Here is an 11,856-nt window from a genome sequence, read left to right on the forward strand (position 1 = left end):
TCGCTGCGCAACCCAGCGGGAGCAAGCTCCCTCGCCACACGATCTTTGGGCGTCTATGCTCTCTTCACACACCTGCGCCGAGGGCTTTATGGACGACCCTGACAACAAACCACCGACCCTGTGGCAGATGCTCCACAGCGTCGTGGCCGCTGCATTTGGCGTGCAAAGCGGAAAGAATCGCGCCCGGGATTTCACCCACGGCAAGCCCAGTCATTTCGTGATCCTGGGCATCCTGTTCACGGCGGTCTTCGCCCTGACGCTGTTTGGTATCGTGAAGCTGGTCCTGCATCTGGCGGGGATTTGAAGCGCTGATCAGTGCATCAACAGTTGCAGGCTGAACGGATAGCGGTATGAGGACGACTTCCCTTGTGCCGAGAGCGCGTGAAAGTCGACCTTGTAATCGCTGGCTTGCTTGAGTCCCAACAAGCGCTGCGCCTGCTGCCGGCCGATCAGCTGCAACAAAGATACTTGCCGGTCCCGGCCGCCATGACGGGCGATATCGATTCCCCGGGCGTGGTCATGCAACAACACCATGGCCCAGCCGCCAATGGTGAAATGCCCGGCGGTCAAGGCACTCAGACGACCGTCGACCCGCGCCTGCAACACCTCTGGCGAACTGTTGACCGCGCTGAAAAACACATCCTTGCCCGGCCGGCCTCCCGCCTCCTCCAACGCCTTCATCGCCCCCAAGGCCATTTGATCGTTCGCCGACCATATCAATGCCGTCTGCGGATAGCGCTTGAGCAGCTGACTGGCCTGCTCATAGGCTCGCTCACGGTTCCACTCGCCATACACCAATTGGCGCAACCGCACTTCAGGATGCTCGGCCAGGGCCCGCCGCAGGCCCCGCTCGCGCAATTGCGCGGCCGGGGTTATTTTTATCCCGGAGAACGCCAACAGATCGATGCCCTGGCCCGCCGCCACAGGTCCGTGCTGACGGATAAGCTCCTTGAGCATCAGGTAACCGCCTTCCTCATCATTGGTCACCATACTGCCGATCCAGTCGGGATACTTGCTGTCGTGCTCACCCAACAGCTTGAGCTGGTCGGGCGTCAGGCCACTATTGACGATAAACAGCTTCACGCCGCTGCCCTGTGACAGGCGCAGAATTTCCGGAGCGACATACTGCTCGTTGACGAAAACCAGATAATCCGGACGTTTTGGCCCCTGCAGGGCTTCACGGGCCTGCTTGAGATTGGTCTCGGGCACTCGCTCGGCATAGAGGATCTGCAGATCCATGCCAAGGTCCTTGGCCGCTGCCTGCATGAATTGCGAATAGCTGACCCAGAAGGTTTCCGTGCTGATTCCCGGATTCAGGAACAACACTGATTCCGCCTGCGCAGCAGGCCCGATGACCGAGCCAAGCACCAGCAACACACCGCAGAGAAACTTCAACATGAATCCGAGCCCCGGAAATTAGCCGCGCATTATAGCTAGCGAAAGGCCAAGCCAACTGCGTTTAATTACCGTTTTGTCCGACAATCATCGGATCAGGGCCCGGACAGGGTTACTTATTGATGGCTGACCCAGAACACAGCGGTCGAGACCACCAGGATGATCATAAAAAGAATCGCCCATGCATCGACAGCGCTGTCGCTTTTCCTTGCTTTGGTCGGGTTGCTCATTGCATCGCCTCTTGTCGGTTTTATCGGTGATTGCATAAAGACTCGGCCACAGTTAAGTCCAGAATTGCCCGCACCACAAATGTGGGTAAGACAATAACCGACCTCATTAGTCGTTTTAGTTCTTTGCATATACTCAAACATCACTTTTGCGCATAACTGCAAACTGGTATCGTGCGCCGGCTCCGTTGGGAGTGCGCGGCCGTGCGCGCAGAATTGCTGTAGCAGCCTGAGAACAGGACTTATATGTACGTATATGACGAGTACGATCAGCGGATCATCGAGGACCGCGTCAAGCAGTTCCGTGATCAAACCCGACGCTATCTGGCAGGCGAGCTGAGCGAAGAAGAATTCCGCCCCCTGCGCCTGCAAAATGGCCTTTATATTCAACGGTTTGCCCCGATGTTGCGGGTTGCCGTGCCTTATGGCCAATTGACTTCGCGCCAGACGCGGATGATGGCCAAGGTCGCTCGCGACTACGACAAGGGCTATGCCCACATCAGCACCCGGCAGAACGTCCAGTTCAACTGGCCGGCGCTGGAAGACATTCCGGATATCCTGGCTGAACTGGCCACCGTGCAAATGCACGCCATTCAGACCAGCGGTAACTGCCTGCGCAACGTCACCACCGACCAGTTCGCCGGTGTCGCTGCCGACGAACTGATCGACCCGCGCCCCTGGTGCGAGATCGTTCGTCAGTGGACGACCTTCCACCCGGAATTCGCCTACCTGCCGCGCAAGTTCAAGATCGCCATCAACGGTTCGACCTCGGACCGCGCAGCCATTGAAGTCCACGACATTGGCCTGGAGCCGGTGCACAACGCCGCGGGCGAACTGGGCTTCCGGGTACTGGTCGGTGGCGGTTTGGGCCGGACCCCGGTGGTTGGCGCCTTTATCAATGAGTTCCTGCCGTGGCAGGACCTGTTGAGCTACCTCGACGCCATTCTGCGTGTCTACAACCGCTACGGCCGTCGTGACAACAAGTACAAGGCGCGGATCAAGATTCTGGTCAAAGCCTTGACCCCTGAAGTCTTCGCGCAAAAAGTCGACGCGGAAATGGAACACCTTCGCGGTGGCCAGACCACGCTGACCGACGCTGAAGTGCATCGCGTTGCCAAACACTTCGTCGATCCGGACTACAAGGCCCTGGACAACCAGGCTGGCGAACTGACCGAACTCGACAAGCAGCACCCGGGCTTCGCTCGCTGGCGTACCCGCAACACCCTGGCGCACAAGAAGCCGGGGTATGTGGCCGTGACCCTGTCCCTGAAGCCGACCGGTGTTGCACCGGGCGACATCACCGACAAGCAGCTCGACGCCGTGGCCGACCTGGCCGAGCGCTACAGCTTCGGTCAGCTGCGCACCTCCCACGAGCAGAACATCATTCTCGCCGACGTCGAGCAGAGCCAGTTGTTTACTCTGTGGGGCGAGTTGCGCGAGCAAGGTTTCGCCACGCCGAACATCGGCTTGCTGACTGACATCATCTGCTGCCCGGGCGGCGATTTCTGCTCCCTGGCCAACGCCAAGTCGATTCCGATCGCCGAATCGATCCAGCGGCGTTTCGACGATCTGGACTATCTGTTCGACATCGGCGAGCTGGACCTGAACATTTCCGGCTGCATGAACGCTTGCGGTCACCACCACGTCGGCCATATCGGCATTCTCGGGGTGGACAAGAAAGGCGAAGAGTTCTACCAGGTCTCCCTTGGTGGCAGCGGCAGTCGCGATGCCAGCCTGGGCAAGATCCTCGGTCCATCTTTTGCCCAGGGTGCAATGCCTGACGTCATCGAGAAGCTGATCAACGTGTATCTGGAACAACGTACTCCAGACGAGCGCTTCATCGACACTTACCAACGTATTGGCATTGACCTCTTCAAGGAGCGCGTCTATGCAGCGAATAATTAAGAACAACGAGGTCGTCGACGAAACCTGGCACTTGATGCCCAAGGACTCGACCCTCGACGGCATTTCCAACTGCGACGACCTGATCGTTCCGCTGGCCCTGTGGCGTGAGCACGCTCACGCCCTCAAGGCCCGCGACGGCGGTCTGGGCGTATGGCTGGATGCAGACGAAGAAGCCGAAGAAATCGGCGACGACGTTGCGCACTTCCAGGTGATTGCCCTGAACTTCCCGGCCTTCACCGACGGTCGCAACTACTCCAACGCGCGCCTGCTGCGTGATCGTTACGGCTACAAGGGTGAACTGCGGGCCATCGGCGATGTGCTGCGTGACCAGCTGTTCTACCTGCACCGTTGCGGCTTCGATGCCTACGCCCTGCGCGCAGACAAAGACCCGTATGAAGCCCTGGAAAGCCTCAAGGACTTCTCGGTGACCTATCAGGCCGCCGCCGACGAACCGCTGCCGCTGTTTCGTCGACGTTAAATGATCAAAAGCCTTGAACCCGGCCTTGGGTTCAAGGCTTGCTGCACCCATCAATCCTGCAGATCAGCTATCGGAATGGGTCTGCCCATCTGTACCCAGTCGTTGTACAACCTGACTCTGTTCTCCAGACGCGTGAAGCTCACCGGCATCAAGGGCCAAGAGGCCGACATCCCTGCTTAATTGACCCCACAATTCGTCGCAAGCCCTGAAAAAAACCCTGAACCAAGAGTTAACGCTTGAGTCCAGGGCTTGATGACAACTTCGAAATGGCAGGCTGGCCATCTTCCAATGACACATCAGCCTGTGGGGATACTTACCAGAACCGCTGCTGAGTCAAACGACTCCACCAACCCAACAATACGCGATCGATCGTGCCGCTCGCTGCCAGGCCGACACGCTCTTGCAGGCTTTTACGCTCGCTGTAATGCAAGTGGTACAGCTCGGCACCCTTGGCGCGATCGGCGAGGTATTCGTCGCTGGTCTTCAGTTCGTCGACCAGTTGCTTGTCCAGCGCCGCGACGCCGAGCCAGACTTCGCCAGTCGCCACTTCGTCGATGGCCAGTTGCGGGCGATAGCGCGAGACGAAGTTCTTGAACAGTTGATGGGTGATGTCCAGCTCTTCCTGGAATTTCTCCCGGCCCTTCTCGGTGTTTTCGCCAAACACCGTCAGGGTGCGTTTGTACTCACCGGCAGTCAGCACCTCGAAGTCGATGTCGTGCTTTTTCAGCAGACGGTTGACGTTGGGCAACTGGGCTACCACACCAATCGAGCCGAGGATGGCAAACGGCGCGCTGATGATCTTCTCGCCGATACAAGCCATCATGTAGCCGCCGCTGGCTGCGACCTTGTCGATGCAGATGGTCAATGGCACGCCAGCCTGGCGGATCCGCGCCAGTTGCGAAGAGGCCAGACCGTAGCTGTGGACCATGCCGCCGCCGCTCTCAAGACGCAGCACCACTTCATCCTTGGGCGTCGCGAGGGTCAGCAGCGCGGTGATTTCGTGGCGCAGGTTTTCAGTGGCAGAGGCTTTGATGTCTCCGTCGAAATCCAGCACGAACACCCGTGGTTTGGCCTCAGGTTGTTTCTTCTGTTTTTTCTCGAGCTTGCTTTGGGATTTGCGCAGGGCCTTGAGCTGATCCTTGCTGAGCAAGGTCTGCTCAAGTCGCTCACGCAGCTCTTTATAAAAATCGTTGAGTTTACTGACGTGCAACTGGCCCGCAGTCTTGCGCCGGCCTTTGCTGCGCAATGCCGCGAAACTGGCCAGGACCACCAGAATAGCGATGACCAGGGTGATGGTTTTAGCCAAAAAACTTGCGTACTCCGCAAAAAACTCCACAGGGACTCCTTAAATACTGTGCGCCGCTGGACAATCGGTCGCGGGATATCTCCAGCATACCCATGCGCCCGCCTCGCGGCCAGCCGAGAAACCTGTTGTAACGGGCCTCCAACGAACATTTCAAACAAGCGTATGTTTTTTCATTGACAGCCCACCGGCATCCTCATAACCTCGCAAAACTTACAACGTACCGGGACGACGCGGACGTGGGCAGCATCTACTTGATTCGACATGGCCAGGCCTCCTTCGGTGCAGACGACTATGACGTGCTGTCGCCGACCGGTGTTCGCCAGGCGCAAGTGCTCGGCAGCCACCTGGCTGAACTGGGCCTGAGCTTCGATCGTTGCCTGTCTGGCGACTTGCGTCGACAACAGCACACCGCCAACTCGGCGCTGGAACAGTTCAGCGCAGTCGGCATGCCGGTGCCGCCCCTGGAGATCGATTCTGCCTTCAACGAGTTCGATGCCGACGCCATCATCCGTGCCCTGCTTCCAGGCCTGCTGCCGGACGAACCCGAAGCGCTGAACATCCTGCGCAATGCCACACAGAACCGCACGGAGTTTCAGCGGATCTTCGCCTTGATCATCGAACGCTGGCTCAGCGGCACCTATGACACACCGGGGCTGGAAAGCTGGCTGGGGTTTGTCGGTCGTGTCCAGGCCGGTTTGCAGCGCATTCTCGAACAGGCGGACAACACCCAGAAGATCGCCGTGTTCACTTCCGGCGGCACCATCACCGCCCTGCTCCACCTGATTACTCAAATGCCTGCCGCACAGGCCTTTGAACTGAATTGGCAAATCGTCAACACCTCGCTCAACCTGCTCAAGTTTCGTGGTCGCGAGGTGGCCCTGGCTTCCTTCAACAGTCATGCGCACTTGCAACTGCTGAAGGCCCCGGAGCTCATCACCTATCGTTGAGTGCCGGCTAACTGTGACCCTTGTTGCAATCACCCATAAAAGGATCGAACCATGACCTCCGTAGCTGATGCCGTACAAGCAATGAAAGCCAAGTTCAACCCAGCCGCTGCTGCGGGCCTGGATCTGGTTTTCGGTTTTCGCATCGACGAAGAAAAGAATTTCTCGCTGGTCGTCAAAGACAGCACCTGCGAGCTGCAAGAAGGCGTGAACCCTGATGCTGGCGTGACCCTGGTCATGGACAGCGAAACCCTGCAAGGCATCGTCAGCGGCGAGACCGACGGCATGCAGGCGTTCATGGGCGGCAAACTGCGCGCTGAAGGCGACATGATGCTGGCGATGAAGCTGAGCGAACTGTTCCCGGCCTAAGCACGCGGCTCCCGACATTCGGGAGCACGTCTTGCGGCTGCAAACGAATCCCGCCTTTATGGCGGGATTCGTGTTTTCAAGGATTCCACTCCAAACGTTTCACCTGTGGCGAGCGAGCTTGCTCGCGCTGGGCTGCGAAGCAGCCCCAAATCGGACACTGAGTTGTGTCAGGCAAACCGAAACAGCGCCTGTTGCTCTACACTGCACCCCCCTTTGAATACCGGGATGCCCATGGACATCGATCTGGCCCGAACCTTCCTGGAGATCGTTCGCCACGGAAGTCTCGCTTTGGCAGCCGAGAAGCTGCATGTCACTCAGACTGCCATCACCGCACGGGTCCAGAAGCTCGAGAGCCAGCTCTCCAGCACCTTGTTCGTGCGCAATCGCGCCGGTGCCAGGCTGACCCCGGATGGCGAAGCCTTTGTGGTCTATGCCAATCAATTGGTGCAGACATGGGAGGCGGCCCGTCGCGATCTGCCGCTGCCTGACGGTTACCGTAACGTGCTGCATATCGGGGGTGAGGTCAGCCTGTGCAATCCGCTGATGCTCAGTTGGGCTCGCGAGTTGCGCGAGAAGATTCCTGGCCATGCGTTGCGCACGGAAATTCGCGACGGCGAACATCTGCTGCGCCAGCTTGAGCTGGGTGTGCTGGATGCAGCCCTGGTCTATCAACCCGAATATTGGCCACGCCTGCAAGTCGAGCAATTGCTGGAAGAAAAGCTCATTCAGATTCGCCTGGTGGCCAATCCGCAACCCTATGTCTATGTCGACTGGGGCAAAGACTTTCGGCGGCAACACGACGCCGCGCTGCCAGACAAGGCGAAGGCTGCCATCAGTTTCAACCTTGGGCCATTGGCGTTGCAGTACATCCTCGAAAATGGCGGCTGCGGCTATTTCCGGACCCGAGTGGTGCAAAGCTATCTCGACAGCGGCGTGCTGGAGCGGGTGCCCAAAGCGCCGGAGTTCAGTTACCCGACTTATCTGGTCTACTCACGGGATCGTGACTCGACCACCTTGCAGTTGGCGTTCGACTTGCTCAGAGAAGTGGTCAAGGCCGACAGTGACTGGTCTCAGCGCTGGGATCCGATGATTTGATTCTGTAGGAGCCGAGCTTGCTCGCGATGCAGGCAGCGCGGTCTGTCTGTTTCACCGCGGTGATGCTATCGCGAGCAAGCTCGGCTCCCACAGTCCCCACCCCGATCAAGTTCGTATTCCAGCCACTCGGCCAGCACCTTGAATCATTGCGCTTGAACGCCCATTCCGAATATCCATTAGCTGAATAATTCGGCCGGGGTTAATCTTCTGTCAATAGAGCGCGAGTCGGCAGCGTCCATGCTGGCATTGTGTGAAATGGCGCAGCGTGCCATTGCGGTCCAGACAGGAGTTATCGCTTGATGAGTCGCTCCCCCCGTCGAGTCAAATTTCACCACATTGTTCTGCTTCTGATGATTGCCATCGCAGCTTTTCTGCTACTGGTGCCCACCAAGGTGCAACCAGTCGGCTGGACACCTTCCGCCGCGCCGTCGCTGACTACCGGCGTCTACGCCGAAAACCAGAAGCTCAAAGGTGTGGAGCCGGTGGGCACCCTGGATATTGCCGGGCCTGAAGCATTGTTGCTGGAGGATGGCGCTCTGATCACCGGCCTGCACGATGGCAGGGTTATCCGCACCAGCCTCGATGGTAAAATACTCAAAGTGCTGGCCGACACCGGCGGTCGTCCACTGGGCCTGGCCCGGCATCCGGACGGCCGGTTGATTATCGCCGACGGGATCAAGGGTCTGCTGGCACTGGACACTCAAGGCCAGTTGACCACCCTGACCAGCACGGCTGACGGTCTTCCATTTGGCTTCACCGACGACGTCACGGTGGATGCGGTCGGTCGTTATGCGTATTTCAGCGATGCCTCCAGCCGCTGGGGTTATGGCAAGGATGGCGAGGCGATCATCGAGCACGACGGCGACGGACGACTGCTGCGCTACGACTTCCAGAGCGGAAAAACCGAGCAGTTGCTGGACAGGCTTGAGTTCGCCAATGGCGTGGCACTGGGGCCGAACGAGGATTTTGTGCTGGTCAACGAAACCGGTGCCTACCGCATCACCCGCTACTGGCTTACCGGCGCAAAGGCCGGCACCCATGATGTGTTCATCGACAACCTGCCAGGCCTGCCCGACAACCTCAGCTTCAACGGCCGCGACCGCTTTTGGGTAGCCCTCTACGCCCCGCGCAGTGCGCTGCTCGATGGCACGGCCGGCCATCCGTACCTGCGCAAGATGATCGTGCGGGCCATGATGGTCCTTCCCAAACCGATAGAGAAACGGGCATTCGCGCTTGGCCTGGACACCGAAGGCAAAGTCATCGCCAATTTGCAGGACAGCAGCAAAGGCAATTACTCACCGATTACCACAGTCCGTGAGTACGGTGACTGGCTGTATCTGGGGTCGCTCAAGGCCAGCAATATGGCGCGTCTGCCGCTGAGTCGGGCGATGCAGAGCGCGGAATAGGCCATGTAGAAACGTCGAACGCAGAACCTTGTGGCGAGGGAGCTTGCTCCCGCTGGGGCGCGGAGCGGCCCTAAAACTGCAAAGGAGTTGTATCAGACACACCGCATTCACCGATTTTACGACTGCTGCGCAGCCGAGCGGGAGCAAGCTCCCTCGCCACACATCCGCATCGCTCGCCGCGTCATCGTCCTCATCCAGCTCAAGCAGCGCTTCATCGTCCGGCAGTTCATCAATATCCGGCTCGTTGTCCGGATGAACCGTCGTGCGTCCTGGACTCAAGGGTTGAGGGGATTTCTGCATCGGATCATAGCCCCCCTGCTCTTCGCTGGGGAGTTTTGGATTGCTCATAAGCACCTCCCATGGAACCTGAAGAATCAGTCCCTGATGCGTTAGCATTTATGGCCGTTCCATTTACTTGTTCATCGGTCATCGAGCCAATCTTGCGGGGTGCGCAGGAGCCTGTGCAGCCCCGCTCAGGGCTTCGCAGATTCAGGACTTGGTCATCAACTTTTTGGAAATCTCTCTTTTGATAAACACACGCTTCTCCTTGAGCTTCCTCAGTTCATCATCAGCGAGCGCCGCAGCCTCAGCCTTCAGCACTTCGGTATCGAGGCGTGAGTATTGATCGAGCAACGAGTGGAGATGGGGGTCGTTGGCGCGCTTTTGTTGAATCTCTTCCTTCGTGAAGTGCAAATCCTGATAAAGGTCATGGTTCACCGGCATGGAACACCTCCGTTTGTTGATCGGTGGCAACCGCGTTTTATCGCAATTACCAAGTATCAGCATGGCCTCGCCTATGCCCTTCTGTCGACCGTCAATCAGACCAGTGGTGCTCCCGACTCATGCCTGCTCAGTCTGTGCCGTATTTCGGCGAGCGCGGCCCATACAAAAGTCCGGCAGGTTTCCCAGCCGACAGCAGACGCTGACTGGTGACACCGGCAATCGGGTGACCGGCATCTGTCGAGCTGTTGATGATCTGCTTGACCGCAGCGGTGATCAGCATGCCGACAAGGCCGCCTGCATTGCTGTTGCCACCCTCTTCGCTCGACGCTCTGGCGGTACCTGTCCACAGCGCGGTCCCGGTCTTGAGATCGACCAGCTTCGCGCTCGCGGTCACCGCGGTTTCGCTGGAGATCAGCATATAGCGGGTGCCGTACTCCTTGACCGTGATGTACAAAGCCGCATCAGCACCGAAGATATCGCGCAGTTTACCGGGTGCCACTTCATGGATATCCGCTGGCGTGGTCAGACCGTTCTGCCGAAAGGTCTCATCGACCAAGGCAACCGGCAAAACGTAATAACCCGCCTCGGCCAGCGGGAAAGTGACCTGCGAGAGCAAGCTGTAGGAGGCCTTGACGTCCGGTGACTCATTCAGCGCTGGCAATACCAGAATGGTCCGGGGCCGACTCTCTTTGAATGCCGAATAATCGACCGTCCTGGGTGCCACACAGCCAGCGAGCAATGCCAGCGCACACAACCCGAGCAGCGTTTTAACAGTGCGCGGGGTCATTTGCTGTCTCCGGTTTTAGCGTTCTTGAGCAGGAAATCCATGTAAGGCGTCGACTCAGGAAACAACACCTTCTCCGTTTTGAACTGCTGCACCATCTGGTCATCCTTGCCCATGCTCAAATACAACATTCCCAAATGAGCGTGGTAGCCCGGAGGTGGGGTCTTGCCGGTGGCATCGATCTTTTGCAGATCACGCTCGAGCACCTCGACCTGAGCCTGCGCGGGCGTTTCTCCTTTAAAGTATTCATAAACCTGTGGCTGGTAATCTTCCCACTGGTAAAGCGTCTTCGGACCGCTGCTGCATCCAGCCAGCAACCCGCTCCCGACCAGCATTGCCGCCATCATTGCCCGTGACTCAAGCGCCTTGATCATGCGTTACTTCTCCCTGTAAACGATGTTCGTCAGTTGCCTGGTTTCCAGGATCCTGAATCAATTCCGCCGACAAGACGATTGATCGCCTCGCGCATGGCCAGGTCGAGCACCTTGCCGTTGAGTGTCGAGTCGTAGCTGGCGGTGCCACCGAAGCCGATGATCTCGCGGTTGGACAGGGCGTATTCACCCGCGCCCTGAGTGGAATAGACGACTTCCGAGGTACTGATGTTGACGATATTCAGGTTCACTTTGGCGTAGGCCACCTGGGTCTTGCCACGACCAAGGATGCCAAACAACTGATGGTCGCCGACTTCCTTGCGGCCAAACTCGGTGACATCGCCAGTCACCACATAATCAGCGCCCTTGAGTCGCTGGGCCTGGCCTTTGATCGCCGCCTCCTGCTGGATCTCGCCCATATTGTCGCGGTCGAGCACGCTGAACCGATTGGTTTGCTGCAGGTGGGTGATCAGAATGGTCTTCGCCTGACCGCCGAGGCGATCCACACCATCGGAAAATATCCCGCGCATATAGCTCGAACGGTTATCGAACTTGCCGACCGCCATCGGAACCCGCACACCGGACCAGGCGCGACTGGCACTTTCGACTTGTGTCACAGGCAGTGCCCTGGAACTTTCCGTCGCACACCCGGCGATCGCACCCAATACTGCAATTGTCATTCCTGACAACACGATTCGCGAGATCATTCTCACTTGCATTTCTCCTGAAACCCAATGAATAGCGATTTTTTATTCAGCCATGGCACAGACAACAGTGCGAAGCGCGGCCATTGAATGTGCGTGGGAATTGAATCGAAGTTGACGTCCTGGATGTCACTGCCGGCGATTATGAC

Annotated in this window: 13 protein-coding genes; 7 read left to right on the top strand and 6 right to left on the bottom strand. The window is 58.1% G+C overall.

Annotation, left to right across the window (positions count from 1 at the left end):
• Window positions 1-88: 88 nt before the first annotated feature.
• A complete protein-coding gene (locus AC3I0A_RS17080; protein ID WP_489373308.1) occupies window positions 89-304 on the top strand; it encodes a DUF2970 domain-containing protein in 216 nt (71 codons plus the stop codon).
• An 8-nt stretch (window positions 305-312) separates the two neighbouring features.
• Here the strand turns inward: AC3I0A_RS17080 and AC3I0A_RS17085 are convergent, their stop codons facing one another.
• Entirely contained in the window at window positions 313-1,398 is a 1,086-nt protein-coding gene (locus AC3I0A_RS17085) for an ABC transporter substrate-binding protein (RefSeq protein WP_489373309.1), read from the bottom strand.
• Between the two features lie 470 nt (window positions 1,399-1,868).
• On the opposite strand from AC3I0A_RS17085, the gene AC3I0A_RS17090 reads away from it, so the two are divergent.
• Both AC3I0A_RS17090 and AC3I0A_RS17095 read left to right on the top strand, forming a co-directional pair.
• Window positions 1,869-3,527: a nitrite/sulfite reductase gene (locus tag AC3I0A_RS17090; protein ID WP_489373310.1), complete on the top strand. Its 1,659-nt coding sequence runs from the start codon at window positions 1,869-1,871 to the stop codon at window positions 3,525-3,527.
• A complete protein-coding gene (locus AC3I0A_RS17095; protein WP_489373311.1) occupies window positions 3,511-4,005 on the top strand; it encodes a DUF934 domain-containing protein in 495 nt (164 codons plus the stop codon). The genes AC3I0A_RS17090 and AC3I0A_RS17095 overlap by 17 nt, the downstream gene beginning before the upstream one ends.
• Window positions 4,006-4,318: 313 nt before the next feature.
• On the opposite strand, the gene sohB is transcribed toward AC3I0A_RS17095, so the two are convergent.
• Complete coding sequence (gene sohB, locus AC3I0A_RS17100; RefSeq protein WP_489373313.1) at window positions 4,319-5,341, bottom strand: protease SohB; 1,023 nt, start codon at window positions 5,339-5,341, stop codon at window positions 4,319-4,321.
• A 206-nt stretch (window positions 5,342-5,547) separates the two neighbouring features.
• On the opposite strand from sohB, the gene AC3I0A_RS17105 reads away from it, so the two are divergent.
• The 4 genes from AC3I0A_RS17105 (at window position 5,548) to AC3I0A_RS17120 (ending at window position 9,125) form a co-directional block, all read left to right on the top strand.
• Entirely contained in the window at window positions 5,548-6,258 is a 711-nt protein-coding gene (locus AC3I0A_RS17105; RefSeq protein ID WP_489373315.1) for a histidine phosphatase family protein, read from the top strand.
• 51 nt (window positions 6,259-6,309) lie between these two features.
• Window positions 6,310-6,624: an SCP2 sterol-binding domain-containing protein gene (locus AC3I0A_RS17110; protein ID WP_489373317.1), complete on the top strand. Its 315-nt coding sequence runs from the start codon at window positions 6,310-6,312 to the stop codon at window positions 6,622-6,624.
• A 231-nt stretch (window positions 6,625-6,855) separates the two neighbouring features.
• Window positions 6,856-7,719, top strand: coding sequence for a LysR family transcriptional regulator (locus AC3I0A_RS17115; protein WP_489373319.1), 864 nt, complete (start codon window positions 6,856-6,858; stop codon window positions 7,717-7,719).
• Window positions 7,720-8,018: 299 nt separating this feature from the next.
• Window positions 8,019-9,125: an SMP-30/gluconolactonase/LRE family protein gene (locus AC3I0A_RS17120; protein ID WP_489373320.1), complete on the top strand. Its 1,107-nt coding sequence runs from the start codon at window positions 8,019-8,021 to the stop codon at window positions 9,123-9,125.
• A 489-nt stretch (window positions 9,126-9,614) separates the two neighbouring features.
• On the opposite strand, the gene AC3I0A_RS17125 is transcribed toward AC3I0A_RS17120, so the two are convergent.
• From AC3I0A_RS17125 to AC3I0A_RS17140, 4 genes are all read right to left on the bottom strand, one after another.
• Window positions 9,615-9,848, bottom strand: a complete 234-nt coding sequence (locus tag AC3I0A_RS17125) for a hypothetical protein (RefSeq protein WP_489373321.1) — start codon at window positions 9,846-9,848, stop codon at window positions 9,615-9,617.
• Between the two features lie 127 nt (window positions 9,849-9,975).
• On the bottom strand, window positions 9,976-10,635 hold the full coding sequence (locus tag AC3I0A_RS17130; protein WP_489373323.1) for a DUF799 domain-containing protein: 660 nt from the start codon (window positions 10,633-10,635) through the stop codon (window positions 9,976-9,978).
• A complete protein-coding gene (locus AC3I0A_RS17135) occupies window positions 10,632-10,979 on the bottom strand; it encodes a DUF4810 domain-containing protein (RefSeq protein ID WP_489378527.1) in 348 nt (115 codons plus the stop codon). The genes AC3I0A_RS17130 and AC3I0A_RS17135 overlap by 4 nt, the downstream gene beginning before the upstream one ends.
• A 56-nt stretch (window positions 10,980-11,035) precedes the next feature.
• On the bottom strand, window positions 11,036-11,710 hold the full coding sequence (locus tag AC3I0A_RS17140; RefSeq protein ID WP_489378528.1) for a CsgG/HfaB family protein: 675 nt from the start codon (window positions 11,708-11,710) through the stop codon (window positions 11,036-11,038).
• Window positions 11,711-11,856: the final 146 nt, after the last annotated feature.

This window comes from Pseudomonas sp. KH_024_B2 (assembly GCF_057839965.1).

Coding starts and splice junctions, on each gene's coding strand:
- AC3I0A_RS17080 (WP_489373308.1), top strand. CDS start 89: ATGGACGACCCTGACAACAAACCACCGACCCTGTGGCAGATGCTCCAC.
- AC3I0A_RS17085 (WP_489373309.1), bottom strand. CDS start 1,398: ATGTTGAAGTTTCTCTGCGGTGTGTTGCTGGTGCTTGGCTCGGTCATC.
- AC3I0A_RS17090 (WP_489373310.1), top strand. CDS start 1,869: ATGTACGTATATGACGAGTACGATCAGCGGATCATCGAGGACCGCGTC.
- AC3I0A_RS17095 (WP_489373311.1), top strand. CDS start 3,511: ATGCAGCGAATAATTAAGAACAACGAGGTCGTCGACGAAACCTGGCAC.
- AC3I0A_RS17110 (WP_489373317.1), top strand. CDS start 6,310: ATGACCTCCGTAGCTGATGCCGTACAAGCAATGAAAGCCAAGTTCAAC.
- AC3I0A_RS17115 (WP_489373319.1), top strand. CDS start 6,856: ATGGACATCGATCTGGCCCGAACCTTCCTGGAGATCGTTCGCCACGGA.
- AC3I0A_RS17120 (WP_489373320.1), top strand. CDS start 8,019: ATGAGTCGCTCCCCCCGTCGAGTCAAATTTCACCACATTGTTCTGCTT.
- AC3I0A_RS17125 (WP_489373321.1), bottom strand. CDS start 9,848: ATGCCGGTGAACCATGACCTTTATCAGGATTTGCACTTCACGAAGGAA.
- AC3I0A_RS17130 (WP_489373323.1), bottom strand. CDS start 10,635: ATGACCCCGCGCACTGTTAAAACGCTGCTCGGGTTGTGTGCGCTGGCA.
- AC3I0A_RS17135 (WP_489378527.1), bottom strand. CDS start 10,979: ATGATGGCGGCAATGCTGGTCGGGAGCGGGTTGCTGGCTGGATGCAGC.
- AC3I0A_RS17140 (WP_489378528.1), bottom strand. CDS start 11,710: ATGATCTCGCGAATCGTGTTGTCAGGAATGACAATTGCAGTATTGGGT.